Here is a 15,100-nt window from a genome sequence, read left to right as displayed (position 1 = left end):
AATGCGCGCCCTACTGTCAATATCACAATCCGTACCATTATTAAATCAGTCATTCCCCATCTAAAATCTAAAATCTAAAATCTAAAATCGAATGACTTTCAATCCCAATAACTGTCGCAACGAAAGCGAAGTAGAAAGCAAACTGATTGTCAGCTATCTGCTACCAAAACTAGGCTATACCCCGGAAACTTGGCACCAAGAAGTCACCTTTGGGAATATTCGTCTAGACTTCCTCTCATTTGGAACCCAAGTTATTCCCCTAGTTCTCGATGCAGACTCGCCGATGAGTGTGATAATTGAGGCGAAACATCCCAAGGAAAATTTAGACCGCCACATCAGGAGACTGAAGCGTTACTTAACAAGTTTAAGCATTCGCTACGGATTGATCACCAATGCTAAAGAAATTAGAATCTACCAAAGAGTCGCCTCAGAGATTCAGCTAGTATTTAAGTGTGCTGGACAAGACGTGGAAACTAAAATTGATGAAATTAGAGGTTTAATTGGCAGAGATTATTTAAAATCTATAAAAATTCAACATGCTCTTCAACTTAAAGAACATAAAAATAATTTAGTAACTCCTGAGTTAATTAGTACAGTACCCTTACAACAAAACAATCCCACCACCGCAGAACCTGAGCCAAGTCAAATATCAGAAACGGAACAAATACCTGAAAATAGTTCAGTTAATATTCAAGTTAAATCCGATGTAATTCTTCCCCAAAAAAGGCAAAATACTATGAAAATCATTGCAGTTTACCACAATAAAGGCGGCGTCGGCAAAACTACAACAGTAGTCAATTTAGCCGCAGCGCTCAGCAAGAAAGGTAACAGAGTATTAGTTATAGACTTAGACAGTCAGGCTAATACAACCTTTGCGACAGGTTTAGTTAAATTTGAAGATGAAGAACAAGATGATTTGAAAGATAGTAATATTCTTCAAGTTTTGCAATCAGAAGAGTTTTACTCGATCGCACAAGTAGCTCGCAAGTCTAATTTTTGCCATCCCGAAATAGATGTGGTTCCTTCCCATATAGATTTAATGCAATATGAAACAGAAATCAATAACCTAGATTTCAGCCGAATGATTTTAATTCAGAAACTAGCAGTAGTACAGGATAAATATGATATTGTACTGATCGATACGCCGCCCTCTTTGAATCTTTACGCCAGAATTGCCCTGATTACGGCGGATTATTTAATTATTCCTTCTGACTTAAAACCTTTTGCCAATCAAGGACTGATTAATGTCAAGGATTTTATCAAAAAAATCAATGGATTCAAAAAACAAATCGGCAAACAGCCGATCGCAATTTTAGGCGTACTCCCTTGCAAAATCTCCGCTAATGCTAAATTTGTACAGTACAGTTTGCCCAAGCGGAGGGAGGCAATTCCCAAACGCTACGGTCTTGAAATCATGGACAGCGTAATTTACGAAAGAGACGATTTAGCAAAGTGTGCAGAACAATTTCAAATCGTGGGAAACATGGAAATCGCCGATCCGATTTCAGTGCTGGACTTTAAACCAGATTCCATCGCTTCCCAAGAATTTGAAATGCTAGCAATCGAAGTTTTAGAAAAAATTGGTAAAAACTAATGAAAAAATTATTTCCGTCACTGGTTGCAGTCAAAAGAATTACATCCGCAGTGCCACGTTCCAATTTTGCAGAGCCTGAGTTGGATAAATTAGCCAGACTGATTTTAGAGTCAGGAGGATTGATTAATCCGATAATTGTCCGCCGCAACGGTATGGATGCCTACGAGATAGTAGACGGAGACTTTGAATACTATGCGGCGGTGAGAGCAAAGGAATTAGAATCTCTCAAAGGCGAGACAATCGGAGCATTCATCCTGGAAGAAGAAAATGAAGAGCTTCTCCTCGAACAACTTGAAATTCTCAGAAAAACCGCAATCACTGAGAATTTAGTTGAGAACCCAGAAACCGGGGTTTTGTACGAAAATACTTCGTCGCAGCCCGCAGATTCCATAAAAACCCCGGTTTCTTTGGTCGAAGTCCCTAATTTATGTGAAAATGAAACTCCCGAAGATTCATCTAGTTTAGAACAGCGACTAACAAATATTGAAGCTCAGTTTGCAAGTCAAATCAATGAATTAAAAGCCGAGTACGCCCGTGAACAAAAAGTTTTAGCCCAGAGTATACAAGAACTTGAAAACCGAATCTTACAACAAGTACCTCTGTTAGTTGAAGCTGGGTTAGCAAACAGAATTAATGAGTTGAAATCAGAGTTGCCACCCGAAAAACAAGCGGTGGTAGAGAGGAGACCCGAAGTTGAAAACTTAGCTTCCGAATCAATGTCGCTGTTGGAAGCACTCAATACTTTAGATAAAAATCAACTGTCGGCTAATTTGAAAGATGCTGGCTTGAAGCTTCCTATAATCCAAATAATACTCAAAGAGCGAGATGTGCGGCCGTTTGTCTCATTTGCAAATGTGGTGGAACGTGTTAAAGGGTTAACCGACAAAACAATGATTAAAATAATTGACAAGTGGCAAAAATACTCATAACTCGCAACTCCTGCCGCAACTCGCAACGCCAGCCCGATCGCCCTGACGCCAAAATAAGTAAAGATGAGTAAAGCAGTGGATCATTGGTGTCCCGTAGGCAGTTAAACTCTTCACAGTCGCTTTTTTTAGGAATTGCAGTAACTTTTGCCGTAGCTTGCGGGGCGGGACGCCATCGCCCGGCCTGTCACCGCACAGCCAGCCGCACAGGTACAGCAGCAACGCCATATCTCCCCAGATAACCAAGTTCGATCGCAGTTTGGGCAAAGTGCTTGTAGCCCACCCGACAATTAGAGTTTTTGGGTTAGTCCTGCATCACTTAAAACTGAGGCTGTAAAGTGCCAATATACACAAATACCTACACAGCAGATTTTAATGACAAAAGGGGACTTGTAACAAGATGGATCGATCGTCCGATCAAAACCGAATAGTTGAATATTTGCGGATTAAGCCAATTAGTCACAGTCAGATTTACACTTCCCAAATTGCCATACCAGAGCCTCATCGGGGCGAAATTCCTCGCGATCGCCGCGAAGCTCTCAGGAGAAGTTTGATCGAGCAAGGCAGCAACTTGATTCCTTTAATTGTACGCCCCACTGAAGCTTACAGCAACGAAGAAGAATATGAAGTAGTCTGCGGCTCAGATTGGTGTATTGTTGCAAAAGAACTCGGCATCGAGCAAATGTGGGCGTGGGTATTTGAAATGACCGACGAGGAGGTAGCTGTTGCTCAAGCAGAAATGGAACATTTAGCTCCGCAACCGACTCATAAAACAGCACAAATTGAGACTCTACTGCAACAATTTGAGGTATCATTTCAAAAAAAGATAGAAACTCTCACAAAACAAATAGAACAATCTGTTAAAAAAAATGAAGACCTGCTCAAAAAGCAAGTAAAAGCTCTAACTGAGCATAACTTCGATCGCGAGCAAATAGAACAGATTAAGCGTTTGCTCGAACAAGTTGAAAAAACATTTCATGAAAAGGTAGATAAAATGGCTAAAAAAATTGAACAATCGAGCAGCAACAGTCCGCCGACATCGGCTGTTATTTCTGAGGTAAATCTTGAAGGTGCGTTGAGACAGTTAGATGAACTAGAAAAACTGCTGTCAAAAAAATTAGAACGCACAGTTCAGACAATTAATCAGTTTGTTTCCGACGCCATTGAAGACGTAGAAAATGACTTGAAAAATCAAATTGAAACGCTCCGCCGCCAACTAGGAACCGCCGCGACGCACTCAGAAATACAGCCAGAGGCACAACCTAAAACGCCGTCAAAAACGCAGCCCAAGAAGCACTCGAAAGCACAGCAGAAACCTCAGCTACCGCAGTTGCAGTTAGAGTTGCCGTTTCCGTCCCCGTCCCCAGAGGAAGACTACGAAACTCTTTCGCTGAGGCGCTTGAAGGCGATCGGCAAAGACCGGAAAATTCGGGGCTACGCGCGCATGAAACGACCGGAAATTCTGGAGGCTCTCAGAGCAACTGACGGCAAATAAAGGGGTAGTTGCTAATAGTTAAAAACTAATTTTTTGGTGTTCTATCGCGTTTTTCGGCAAAAAGCGCGATCGGGCTTTCACAATAGTCCTCGGCAGAGATATGAAAAGCTTGCTAAAATAGACACACAACCTCTTACTCCTCACCCAGCAGCCATGTCCGCAACCGCAGAATTAGCTACTACCCAAGAGATACTAGAACAAGAGATACCGGAAAACTTTATCTTTCCTCCCGGCGATTTATACAGTGATGAACATTCCGTAGAAACAGAACTGCACCTGCGACAAATAATCCTACTCCTCCAATCCCTAGAATGGCTGTGGCGAGATAGAAACAATTTCTATGCTGCTGGAAACCTCACCATTTATTACTGTTCCAATCAACTTAAATCGAAGGATTTCCGAGGCCCAGACTTTTTTGTGGTACTCGGAACAGAACGAAAAACTCGGAAAAGCTGGGTAGTTTGGGATGAAGAGGGAAAGTACCCCAATATTATCGTAGAAATCCTGTCTCCCAAAACAGCGGATATAGACAAAAACTTTAAGAAACAACTCTATCAAGATACTTTTCGCACTCACGACTACTTTTGGTTTGACCCAGAAACTTTAGAATTAGCTGGGTTTAATTTACTTGACGGGGAATATCAACCGATCGCACCGAACGAATCCGGCCATCTGTGGAGTCAACAACTCGATTTGAGTCTCGGGATTTGTGGCGGAAAATTGCGTTTCTTTACAGCAGAAGGAGAGCTTGTCCCTACTCCTGAAGAGGTTGCAGAAAGAGAGACTCAACGAGCCGACGAAGAGGCTCAACGAGCCGGACAAGAGGCTCAACGAGCCGATCGCCTGGCCGCGAAACTGCGAGAATTAAATATCGATCCCGATACAATTTAGCGATCGCCCTTTCCTTCAAGTTTCCTGTATTTAAGCTGGTTTAGGCGATCGCATATCCCGTATGTTGCCGAACATGATACGGATGAAACCCTAAAACTATCTTGTCTTTAGGCACTCCTAATTCTACAAGTTCTGGGGTAATTCCCGTTTCTATACCATCTTGTTGAATCCAGATTTTGCCGTCGATAATTTCCACATGAACGATACAATCGTGAATTCTTTTATGCCCTTGCCAGCCATCGTGCATTAGTAAAAAATTGTTTTGTTCGCTGTCAACAATAACGCTGCTTTTAATTTCTCCGTGTCCGTAAGAAATCTGGGCATAACTATCTAAAACATTGCGAACAATTTGGCGATATTCATCTAGTCTATCCATCTGACAATTGTCTCCTTTAATGAATCAAAAACTATTAGTTTAAATCTCTTGTTCTCTAACAAAATCTGCCCGATAGGTTCAGAAAAGATTTCTGCATAAACTTCTGCACGAATTGCCAGATATATTATCCGTTCAGGTTCCGCTCGCTGTAGAATATCTTCGTAAACAATATACTGTCCAACAGCTTGTTCTAAGTCATGAACTGGTGAAGCACTCACAAAACTTTTAACTTCTACAGCAATTTTGCGACCTTGCTTTTCGGCAGCAAATAGTTTTTCTGCACCTAAATCAACACTGAGAGTACGTTTACCAACTTTTAAGGGTAGCGGATCGTTTGTTATCGTCCACCCGTCTTTTTCTAGAGCTGTTCTGACAGTATTGTGGTAGATGTCTTTTGCTGGCATATTCTAAGCTGAACCATCAAATGTCACCCTAATTATAGAATAACACAAGACTTTTGAAAACTGATAGCTCATCAATTCAAACTACTTATTGCCGCGTGTATCTGTGCTTCACCCCAATCGGAAAATACTCCGCATCACCCATCGCAGTTAATGTCACCACAGGTAACTGATATTCTGGCGGAACGTAATTAGCAAATTCGCTGTTTAGCCGCCGCAATTGCGCGAGAATTGAAGATGCGATCGCCTGCTGCATCTCCTCGTCGCCCTCCACCCCCGCTGCTAATTCCACAACCACCGATAAACACCGATTTTGATCCGCATCTTCCTTGACTTGCAGCACAAATTTTCCCGTCACCCATTCCCGAATGGTGGGAACTTCTAAACCTACGGTGACGTTTTCTGGGTAAATGTTAGCACCGAAGTAGGAAACGGTAAAGTGCGATCGCCCGAATACATAGACAAATGGCAAGCAGCGAATTCCTCTGGGGAACTCAGAAACTTTCATAGCTGCTGCTTGCTGCAAACGTGTCACAGGGTTAAATCCCCATTCTGCCAAAAAATTGAGCATTGCTTCGTAAGAAATTAAACCGCCGTTATCAGAGATGTGATAGCGTATTAGCGGGATGCCGTTGTCGCCAGAAAATAACAGCGTGCCGTCATTATTTATTTCAAAAAAGCGGCTTTTCGGATCGTACTGCACGAGCGTTGGCAACCGCGATTCCCCGAATAAATTGCGTGCTGCTTCGGGATTGTTTGCTAAAAAGTGGCGGATGCAAATACTCAGCGGTGTCTCGTTGGCCAAAACGCCCGCGTCGGCAGTACCGTAAAGGCTCGCAGAGTTGTAATATAGATTGTCAGAATTAGTACGATCGCTCACCAAACTCCGCCATTCTTCGCTAAACACTTCCCCCGCAAACACCATCTTAATTCGATATTTTTGCCACTCCACACCCCCAGCAATTCCGCTATCAATCACATCCTTGATAAACGGCGGATATCCCAACAATACTACTTGCTCGAAATGCTCCCCAAGTTCCTGCACAACTCGAAATATCTCACTCTTATTATTCCCAGGCGTTACAACTGTAACGGGATAACCCTTACTAGCTAGATAGCGGCAGCAATTCGCCGTGTACATTCCGCCTACCCAAGTTCCCAACGCAAAGCAAATGACAGCTAAAGTGCGGCGAGTGTCAGCGAAAAAGCTGTCGTGAAATATTTGTTCAAAACGAGCTGCAATTTGCAACTCGTCGCTGATAAAACGCGGCCAAAATGTCGGGTTTCCTGTCGAACCCGATGAAACAGCAATGAAATCGCAAGTTTCTAATTTGCCCTGGTAGCACAACTGAGGTAGCGGGTGAGAGCGTAAATAATTCTCTTTGGTAATTAGCGGCAATTTTTGGAAGTCTTCAAAGGTTTGAATTGAGGCAGGATTGATGTTGAGTGCAGCTAGGAAAGTCTGGTAAGCTGGTACTGTGGCCGCGACTTTTTGAAAAAGCGCGATCGCCCCGGATTCGGCAACTCGACTCTGCTGGTGTTGCAATCGTTCCTCAAGCGGCGCCCTCAAAAACTCTTCAAACGCCCCAATTGCTCGCTGACGCTGTTCTGGCTGCATGATTTGCTCCTTAAAATGCGTATTTTGCACCTCGATCGATCGAGATTCAATTAGTAACGCTAACAGCCGGGCGGCACATTAGGTCGGGTACTAAAAATTTGAACACATTTTCAGGTCGATCGAAAAGATGGCGCAGTGGATAAACTTCAATACCACGAAACCGCTTTTTTAACAATAACCACAGGGGATAGGCAAGCTGCCGATCGACTAATAAACACTGACACACTATGTCAAGATTAATTAAGCGATCGCCCAAAATCCTCAGTCTCAGTCAAGCGTGAAAATCCGACGCAGCAAGTTCCAATGAACAATCCCATCTACCCCGGCATAACTCTCAACAATCACTACCGCATCGTCCGCGAATTGGGACACGGAGGCTTCGGACGCACCTACCTCGCTGAAGATGCCCACCGATTTAACGAACCCTGCGTTTTAAAAGAATTTGCGCCCCAAGTACACGGAAGTTACGCTTTACAAAAATCCGAGGAACTGTTCGAGCGGGAAGCGGGAGTTCTCTACAAGCTGCAACACAATCAAATCCCGCGCTTCCGCGAACTCTTCCGCGTCAGTATCAGCGATCGAGGCTACCTATTTCTCGTCCAAGACTACGTTCCCGGTCAAACTTACCGCTTTTTGCTCGACGCCCGCAAGCGTCAGGGTTTGCGGTTCATAGAGGCAGAAATCAATCAACTGCTACTCCAGATTTTGCCCGTGCTCGAATACATTCACTCTTTGGGAGTGATTCACCGCGACATCTCCCCGGACAACCTGATTCTGCGGAGTTCTGACGGGATGCCCGTGCTGATCGACTTCGGCGGAGTAAAACAAGTCGCCGCCACCGTAGAGTCTCTGTTCGCTGAGGCTAACGGCACTCCCGCCCCCGCGACTCGCATCGGCAAGCTCGGCTATGCTCCCGTCGAACAGATGCAGATGGGCATTGTCTATCCCCACAGCGATTTGTACGCTCTGGCGGCGACTGTTTTAGTGTTGCTGACTGGGAAGGAACCGCATCAGTTGCTCGACAGCCATACGCTGAATTGGAACTGGCGGGCGGAATGTTCTCTGTCTCCGAATTTGTCCCTGGTGCTCGATAAAATGCTCGCCGGGCAGCCGAGCCAGCGTTACTCTTCGGCTCGCGAGGTAATGCTCGCTCTCTCCGGCAATCCGCCTTTACAGCCACCTTTGCCACCAGCCCCGGATTTTGGGCCCACGCAGCCACCGGAGCACTCGCCTATACCCGTGCCCGCCCCCGCGCCAAAACTGCCGGGAACTCCGGTGCGAGGTGCGATGGGCAATCAGCAAAAGATGCCTGCTTGGAAAATGGTTTTGTTTGTGGTGGCGGTGCTCTCAAGTATGGGGGGAGTTGGCTGGTTTGCGGGCAATTATTTGTTAAATCTGCAATCACAAGTCCAGAAAATTCCCCAGAGTCCGAGCCCGAAGCAGCAGCAAGAAGATGCTTTGCAAGATCGCTTTGTCAAGCTCAAAATTGACGATCGATTCTATAGCGGTTACGTCAACCTTGTGGACGAGACTTTTTATGCCAAATACCCGGAATTGGGCGGACGGCTGTTAAAAGAAGGCGATGACGATCGCCAGTGGCGCGAAAGGTGGCAGAAAATCGGCGACGAGTTGCTCGACAAGCTGGAAAACCTCAGCAGCGACGCTAGAGCACGGTTGGGCACTTACGACACCGCCGATATCGATCGCTGGAAAACTGAGGTTAACAAGCTGAATTTGAGCAGTCGGGCTTTGTACGATTTGGCTGATGCTAAGTTCTTTTATTGGTTTCCAGAACAGCCGCGCGATCGCAATATCATCGGTTTGCCGATCGGACAAATTTGGCAAGCAATTACCGCTGACGCCCTCGCATCTTTGCAAGCTGGAGCAACTGTCGAAAGCGTTGAATTTGACCGCCTGTCGAACAGCAAAAGCCTCACAGGCAATCTCAAACCCGGAGAAGGGAAAGCTTACATTGCCAGGTTCGCTCAAAATCAAACTTTGCGCGTTAATTTGCAAGCACCGCCCAAATCTACTCTGCTGTCAATTTATACTCCGGGGCGGACAAAGGGCGCGCGAGCTTTGCTGGAAGATGCAGAGGGGGTTAGTTGGTCTGGATTGCTGGATGATGCGGGTTATTATGAATTCGTGGTAGTTTCTCAGGCATCCGAGCCGATCGCTTACCAGTTGAATCTGACGGCGGAATAACTGCTATTGACGCTCCCGATCGACCCAGGCAATAATAAGGTAATACCGATCGGGTAAGTTGTCCGGTTCAAACAAAGAATATGCTGAAATTCGCGATCGTAGCTTTAGTAACTTTAGGATTAGTATTGGTGACTGCACTAGGTTTACATCCAGCCAATGCGACAGTCAGCACTCCCGAATTTTATGCTTGGAACTTTGCCTCTGTAGGCAGTAGCGAGCTTGTTTGTAAAAAGACGGTGGTAGTTCCGCAAGACCTAATCATTCCGTCATCTATGCAGGCTGTCAGTATCACTTCTGCAATTGTAGATGAAAAATATTGCGCTAATTCCACTAAGCCTGTGAATTAAAACAGTGCATAATATGATGTCCAGTTATACAACCATAATTAAGATCTCCGTCAGTCGATTGTAGATTTTAGATTGTAGATTTTAGATTTACTTCACAGATGAATCTGGGAGCTTAAACTAGGGTCTAAAAGTTTGATCTCTCCACGACTGTTGCTGTTGGCAAGTATCCGTTTTTGGGGTCAGGAGGCTGCCTCCTGATTCATCCATCGAGACGAAACCAAAGTCCTAATTACAAACACGGGCTAATTATGAGCAATTAACCGGACATCATATAAGTGATTGCCTGAGTGATTGCGACCATCCGCGCAGTGACAGTGTTGGTGGCATTTTTTTATGAGAAACTACGGTTATTTTGTAATAAAAGTTTATCAAACGAGTCGGGCGCAGCAGTTTTCTGCTCTTGAAAGATATCGAACTCTTCCCTATTTGGGCAGTTCTTTTATTGTGACTTAAGAACCGAGGGAAAAAATTCAGCCATTTGGCTAATCATTTATTGGCTAATTGGCCGAATTACTAATTCGTTAGTTTGAGTATGCTAGAGTTAGTCAGGTTCAGAGATATAGTGCCATCTGTTATCTAATTATCATGCTCAAAATTTTGGTGATTGAAGACGACGAATTAATCCGGGAAACTCTTCTGCAACTCCTGGAATCTCACAGCTACCGGGTCATTGCGGCCGAAAACGGTCGAGTAGGGGTGCAGATGGCACTTTCGGAGATACCTGATTTAATTTTGTGCGACGTGCAGATGCCGGAACTCGACGGTTATGACGTGTTGCGGACTCTGCGGCAAAACTCGCTAGCTGCAACAATTCCATTTATTTTCCTCACGGCTCAAAGTGACAAAACGGATTTTCGTCGGGGGATGGAATTGGGAGCCGACGATTACCTGACAAAGCCGTTTACCAAGGCTGAATTGCTGGGAGCGATTGCTTCTCGCGTCTTGAAACGGCAAACTATTACTCAACCGCTGACAGTTGCGCTTCACCAAGCAGAAGCCAGACTCAAAGATTTAGTTAACGACTCGACCAAGGTTACGACTCTCTCTCCTGAAAAGTTTGCTCTCGAAGCTTTGCTGCGCCATGCTTTGGCACAAGGTGAGTTTCAGGTATACTATCAGCCCCAGGTGAATATTGCTACCGGCCAAGTTATCGGCGCCGAAGCTTTAGTGCGCTGGCAAAATCCCGATCGAGGTATAATTTCTCCCGGAGAATTTATTCCCTTAGCAGAAGAAACAGGTTTAATTATTCAGATTGGGGAGTGGGTACTGCTTTCAGCTTGCGCTCAAGCCGCTAGTTGGCTGGCTGCAGGGTTTTCGCCCTTTACAATATCAGTAAATTTGTCGGCCCGGCAGTTGTCCGACCCGGAACTCAAGGCGCGAATCGTGCAAATATTGGAAACTACAGGCTTGGAGCCTGCTAATTTAGAATTAGAAATGACCGAAAGCGCTTTGGTAGAAAATGCGACAGTAGCAGGCGCTACTTTAAACCAACTTAAAGCTCTAGGAATTCGGATTGCTATTGACGACTTCGGCACCGGTTACGCTACTTTAGGATATCTCAAGCAATTTGCTTTTGACAGTTTAAAGATCGATCGAATTTTCGTCCGTAATGCCAATGAAGATACTCAAAATGCTGCTATTACTACAGCAGTAATTTTACTGGGTCATAGTTTGAATATGACAGTAATTGCTGAGGGAGTAGAAACAGAAGCAGAACTAGATTTTTTGAAACAACATCAGTGCGATATCATGCAGGGGTATCTGTTCAGCCGCCCCGAACCAGCAGCGATAATTGAAAGTATGTTGGTTGCCGACCCGGGTTTGTTCGCGCAGCCCCCAGCAGCACCTGCTCGCGTTGTCCCTTTTGTACCTGTGTCCGAACCAGAAAAATCTAAAAACCTTTCAATGTCTGGTCTAGGAATAGTTTAAGTATCACGAATATTTCTGTATAATACAAAAAAATTATTTCTTTTACCTTGGATTTTATGCATAAAAGTTGACGTTCTATCATAAAAAGTTGTAGCTTTTTTGGAGAGATGAATTGAAGAAGGAAATTTTAGCCCAACATTCCTTAACTTCTTAGCATTTTATGCAATCGCGCCCGTAATTCGACTATGGGAGCAATTGTGGCGTTTTGAAATTGCGAGCTTTTATCAAGTTGGAGCAGGTAAACTAATTGAAGTTCCTACTTTGGGAGCCGCAGTTTCAAGAACTGTCCAACTGGATTTGGTGCAAGCCTGTCATGGAAAGAATATTAGTAGTGGACGACGAAGCAGACTGTCAAATAGTCTTAGCAATGTACCTGGAAAGCCAGGGATACCGGGTTGAATGCGCTAATTCTGGGCTTGAGGCGCTCTCGATTTTTGAGAACGCCCCCCCAGATTTGGTAATTTCAGATGTCATGATGCCGGAAATGGACGGGTTTGAGTTTTGCCGCCGCTTGCGAACTACACGTTTGGGACAGTTGGTGCCGTTTATATTTTTGTCAGGTCAAGGCGAGATTGAGTCAAAAGTTGAAGGTCACTCGATCGGCGCTGACGATTATCTGGTAAAACCTTTTCATTCTGAAGAAATCTTAGCTAAGGTGAAGGCGCAGTTAGAGCGCTCTCACCGCATTCACGCCGAGATTGTGCGATTGCTTCAAACTTCTACCGCTACGGCAGTGGAGCCAAAAGTTGTGGCAGTATTGCCAGCACCTGCACCTTTGCCTTTAACACCAGCCGAGGAAAGAGTTTTTTGGGAAGTTATTCAGGGTTATACTAACAAACAAATTAGCGATCGGCTGTTTATTAGTCCCCGGACTGTGCAAGCTCATTTAGGCAGCATTTTCAGCAAATTACAGCTAGAAAATCGGGCTCAGCTTGTGAGATTTGCCCTAGAAAACGGATACAAACCACCGCAAACTTAGCTCAGCTCTGATATCATGTCCGGCAAATTACTTACGATATGTCCCAAGAGAACGGAACGAAGTGAAGTGAAGCAATCCCAGGGGCTTAAGATTGCTTGCCTCTGCTGTCGTAAACTTTGCAATGACTGGCATTTAGGCGGACATGATATAAACCTAGGGCGCGCCAGCCAGTCAAAAACTCCCGTAACTGCCAAATTAATCGCGGCTGACGCACTCAGCAGGCCGATTATTCCAAATTCAAAACACAATAAGGAAAATTAGTTATCACGCAAACCCCCGGTCCCAAATTCGTACCCCGCAAGTTGGCACGTTCCAAATCAGCCTGCCGCACGTTATTAGCCGCATCGATATTTGTACCGCTCAATTGAGCCTTAGGAAGCCTAGTATTTGACAAAATAGCATTCTGCAAATTAGTATCGCGCACATCCGCGAAAGACATATCCGCTCCGCTTAAATTCGCACGGTTTAAATTAACCCTAAACAGCAGCGATCGCCTCAAATCGGCATTCGACAAATTAGCTTGTAACAGATAAGCTTCACCCAGATTCGCATTAAAAAGTTTAGCACCGCGCAAATCCGCACTCGTCAGATTCGCTCGGCCCAAAAAAGCATTAGACAAATCCGCATTTCGCAGATTAGCACCATTCAATTCAGCACCGTACATCTCGGCGTTGATTAAATTAGCGTTAGACAAATTAGCATCACTTAAATCCGCTTCTAACAAATTAGCTTCATAGAGATTTGCTCCGCTTAAATCTGCTCCTCTTAAATTAGCTCTGTACAAGCTAGCCTTGAATAAATCAGCATTTCTCAAGTCACAGCCTTCGCACTCATTACTTTCCAGCAATTGCCTGACATGATCTGAATTTTGAGCTTTAACGGGAGCTGCAAGCCAAAACAAAGCTAAACTTGCCGTTACAGTTGCCAAGATTTTAAGTTTCACAAACAAACCTCACTGCTACTTCGGATTAATTATACTAGCAAACTGTAGAAGTTAAACCCATGTCCTTCTCTCTTTTCTCTTGCTCTGCGTTCTCTGCGCCCTCTGCGGTAAATCCCCAAAAAACTGATTCGCAGCCAAGGATTTAGACCTGCTTACAGCAAGGCGGGCCAAGCCCGCCCTACTTAACTTAATTAAGCCTCATCTAAAGCAGCAACACCAGGCAATTCCTTACCTTCGAGCAGTTCCAAACTAGCACCGCCACCAGTGGAAATGTGGCTCATTTGTTCGCCTAAATTCAACTGTTCCACAGCCGCCACCGAGTCACCACCACCGATAATTGTGGTAGTACCAGTTTGAGTAAGTCCAGCCAAAGAACGAGCAATACCTTCAGTTCCAGCAGCAAACTTCTCCATCTCAAACACGCCCATCGGCCCGTTCCAGATTACAGTTTTGCAATCGGCCAAAGCATCTTGGAAAGTTTTTACTGAATCCGGACCGATATCCAAACCCATCCAACCTTCCGGGATGCTTTCCACAGAGACAGTTTGAGTGTTAGCCTGCGCATCAAACTTATCAGCAACTACCACATCAGTAGGTAACAGAAAAGTAACTCCCCGTTCCTTCGCCTTAGCTTCCAAAGACTTAGCCAATTCCAGCTTGTCATCTTCCACCAAAGACTTGCCAACGTTCAAGCCGCGAGCTTTGTAGAACGTGAAAACCATGCCGCCGCCCAACAGCAGTTTGTCGCACTTTTCCAGCAGTTTTTCAATGACTCCAATCTTGCTAGAAACCTTAGAACCGCCGATAATAGCAGCCAAAGGACGCTGGGGATTGTCGATCGCACTGCCGAGATATTGCAGTTCCTTCTCCATCAAAAACCCAGCCACAGAAGGACTCAGATACTTAGTAACGCCCTCAGTAGAAGCGTGAGCCCGGTGAGCCGTACCAAAAGCATCATTGACATACAAATCGGCCACAGAAGCTAACTTCTTAGCAAATTCTGGGTCGTTTGCCTCCTCCTCTGGGTAGAAGCGGACATTTTCCAGCAAAACTACATCGCCATCTTGCATCGCGGCCACTGTAGCAGCGACTTCATCGCCGATGCAGTCGTCAGTCTTTTTGACCTCTTTGCCCAACAATTCCGACAGCCGCTTAGCAACCGGCGTCAAGCGCAACTTCTCCGTCACACCCTTGGGACGCCCGAAGTGGCTGCACAAAATGACCTTAGCACCCTTGGACGCTAAATCTTGAATTGTCGGCAGAGCAGCCCGGATGCGAGTATCATCGGTGATATTGCCGTTGTCGAGCGGCACGTTAAAGTCCGCCCGCACCAATACCCGTTTGCCCGATAAGTCCGATGCCGATAAATTTGCTACAGTTTTTTTGGTCACAGGAT

14 protein-coding genes are annotated in these 15,100 nt (G+C 45.1%); 8 read left to right on the top strand and 6 right to left on the bottom strand.

Translation table 11 applies throughout. The annotated features are described in order from the left end of the window. Positions 1-91: 91 nt before the first annotated feature. The gene (locus tag QUA78_RS22460; RefSeq protein ID WP_333306256.1) at positions 92-1,594 is read left to right on the top strand and encodes an AAA family ATPase; all 1,503 of its coding nucleotides are present in this window, start codon (positions 92-94) and stop codon (positions 1,592-1,594) included. Further along, positions 1,594-2,523, top strand: a complete 930-nt coding sequence (locus QUA78_RS22455; protein WP_333306258.1) for a ParB N-terminal domain-containing protein — start codon at positions 1,594-1,596, stop codon at positions 2,521-2,523. Before QUA78_RS22460 ends, QUA78_RS22455 begins: the two co-directional genes overlap by 1 nt. Here QUA78_RS22455 and QUA78_RS22450 read toward each other — a convergent pair. Continuing rightward, positions 2,518-2,748 carry a hypothetical protein gene (locus QUA78_RS22450; RefSeq protein WP_333399023.1) on the bottom strand — a complete coding sequence of 77 codons (231 nt, stop codon included), beginning with the start codon at positions 2,746-2,748 and terminating at the stop codon, positions 2,518-2,520. The genes QUA78_RS22455 and QUA78_RS22450 overlap by 6 nt on opposite strands. Positions 2,749-2,920: 172 nt before the next feature. On the opposite strand from QUA78_RS22450, the gene QUA78_RS22445 reads away from it, so the two are divergent. Together QUA78_RS22445 and QUA78_RS22440 are read left to right on the top strand one after the other, a co-directional pair. Further along, positions 2,921-4,015 carry a Rho termination factor (modular protein) gene (locus QUA78_RS22445; protein ID WP_333306262.1) on the top strand — a complete coding sequence of 365 codons (1,095 nt, stop codon included), beginning with the start codon at positions 2,921-2,923 and terminating at the stop codon, positions 4,013-4,015. Between the two features lie 153 nt (positions 4,016-4,168). Continuing rightward, positions 4,169-4,906: a Uma2 family endonuclease gene (locus QUA78_RS22440; RefSeq protein WP_333306264.1), complete on the top strand. Its 738-nt coding sequence runs from the start codon at positions 4,169-4,171 to the stop codon at positions 4,904-4,906. A gap of 40 nt (positions 4,907-4,946) precedes the next feature. Here QUA78_RS22440 and QUA78_RS22435 read toward each other — a convergent pair whose 3' ends face one another. From QUA78_RS22435 to QUA78_RS22425, 3 genes are all read right to left on the bottom strand, one after another. Further along, a complete protein-coding gene (locus QUA78_RS22435) occupies positions 4,947-5,282 on the bottom strand; it encodes a XisI protein (RefSeq protein ID WP_333399022.1) in 336 nt (111 codons plus the stop codon). After that, positions 5,270-5,686 (bottom strand): element excision factor XisH family protein, encoded by a 417-nt coding sequence (locus tag QUA78_RS22430; RefSeq protein ID WP_172187789.1) that lies wholly within the window; start codon positions 5,684-5,686, stop codon positions 5,270-5,272. The genes QUA78_RS22435 and QUA78_RS22430 overlap by 13 nt, the downstream gene beginning before the upstream one ends. A gap of 85 nt (positions 5,687-5,771) precedes the next feature. Beyond that, positions 5,772-7,301, bottom strand: a complete 1,530-nt coding sequence (locus QUA78_RS22425; protein ID WP_333303526.1) for a phenylacetate--CoA ligase family protein — start codon at positions 7,299-7,301, stop codon at positions 5,772-5,774. 303 nt (positions 7,302-7,604) lie between these two features. On the opposite strand from QUA78_RS22425, the gene QUA78_RS22420 reads away from it, so the two are divergent. The 4 genes from QUA78_RS22420 (at position 7,605) to QUA78_RS22405 (ending at position 12,761) form a co-directional block, all read left to right on the top strand. After that, positions 7,605-9,506 carry a serine/threonine-protein kinase gene (locus QUA78_RS22420; protein WP_333303527.1) on the top strand — a complete coding sequence of 634 codons (1,902 nt, stop codon included), beginning with the start codon at positions 7,605-7,607 and terminating at the stop codon, positions 9,504-9,506. Positions 9,507-9,586: 80 nt separating this feature from the next. After that, a complete protein-coding gene (locus QUA78_RS22415) occupies positions 9,587-9,853 on the top strand; it encodes a hypothetical protein (protein ID WP_333303528.1) in 267 nt (88 codons plus the stop codon). 585 nt (positions 9,854-10,438) lie between these two features. Continuing rightward, the gene (locus QUA78_RS22410) at positions 10,439-11,782 is read left to right on the top strand and encodes an EAL domain-containing response regulator (protein WP_333303529.1); all 1,344 of its coding nucleotides are present in this window, start codon (positions 10,439-10,441) and stop codon (positions 11,780-11,782) included. 247 nt (positions 11,783-12,029) lie between these two features. Then, positions 12,030-12,761, top strand: a complete 732-nt coding sequence (locus QUA78_RS22405) for a response regulator transcription factor (RefSeq protein WP_445302379.1) — start codon at positions 12,030-12,032, stop codon at positions 12,759-12,761. Positions 12,762-12,987: 226 nt separating this feature from the next. On the opposite strand, the gene QUA78_RS22400 is transcribed toward QUA78_RS22405, so the two are convergent. Continuing rightward, complete coding sequence (locus tag QUA78_RS22400) at positions 12,988-13,704, bottom strand: pentapeptide repeat-containing protein (RefSeq protein ID WP_333303530.1); 717 nt, start codon at positions 13,702-13,704, stop codon at positions 12,988-12,990. Between the two features lie 191 nt (positions 13,705-13,895). Further along, positions 13,896-15,095: a phosphoglycerate kinase gene (locus QUA78_RS22395; protein ID WP_333303531.1), complete on the bottom strand. Its 1,200-nt coding sequence runs from the start codon at positions 15,093-15,095 to the stop codon at positions 13,896-13,898. Positions 15,096-15,100: the final 5 nt, after the last annotated feature.

Origin of the sequence: Microcoleus sp. K4-B3, assembly GCF_036704615.1 — a bacterium.
Lineage (GTDB): Bacteria > Cyanobacteriota > Cyanobacteriia > Cyanobacteriales > Microcoleaceae > Microcoleus.
Note: the sequence above shows the minus strand (reverse complement) of the source record. Positions and strands in the feature narration are given on the sequence as shown.

Bases quoted from the DNA above. Each gene is read 5' to 3' on its own strand.
- QUA78_RS22460 (WP_333306256.1), top strand. From the start codon at position 92: ATGACTTTCAATCCCAATAACTGTCGCAACGAAAGCGAAGTAGAAAGC.
- QUA78_RS22455 (WP_333306258.1), top strand. From the start codon at position 1,594: ATGAAAAAATTATTTCCGTCACTGGTTGCAGTCAAAAGAATTACATCC.
- QUA78_RS22450 (WP_333399023.1), bottom strand. From the start codon at position 2,748: ATGGCGTTGCTGCTGTACCTGTGCGGCTGGCTGTGCGGTGACAGGCCG.
- QUA78_RS22445 (WP_333306262.1), top strand. From the start codon at position 2,921: ATGGATCGATCGTCCGATCAAAACCGAATAGTTGAATATTTGCGGATT.
- QUA78_RS22440 (WP_333306264.1), top strand. From the start codon at position 4,169: ATGTCCGCAACCGCAGAATTAGCTACTACCCAAGAGATACTAGAACAA.
- QUA78_RS22435 (WP_333399022.1), bottom strand. From the start codon at position 5,282: ATGGATAGACTAGATGAATATCGCCAAATTGTTCGCAATGTTTTAGAT.
- QUA78_RS22430 (WP_172187789.1), bottom strand. From the start codon at position 5,686: ATGCCAGCAAAAGACATCTACCACAATACTGTCAGAACAGCTCTAGAA.
- QUA78_RS22425 (WP_333303526.1), bottom strand. From the start codon at position 7,301: ATGCAGCCAGAACAGCGTCAGCGAGCAATTGGGGCGTTTGAAGAGTTT.
- QUA78_RS22420 (WP_333303527.1), top strand. From the start codon at position 7,605: ATGAACAATCCCATCTACCCCGGCATAACTCTCAACAATCACTACCGC.
- QUA78_RS22415 (WP_333303528.1), top strand. From the start codon at position 9,587: ATGCTGAAATTCGCGATCGTAGCTTTAGTAACTTTAGGATTAGTATTG.
- QUA78_RS22410 (WP_333303529.1), top strand. From the start codon at position 10,439: ATGCTCAAAATTTTGGTGATTGAAGACGACGAATTAATCCGGGAAACT.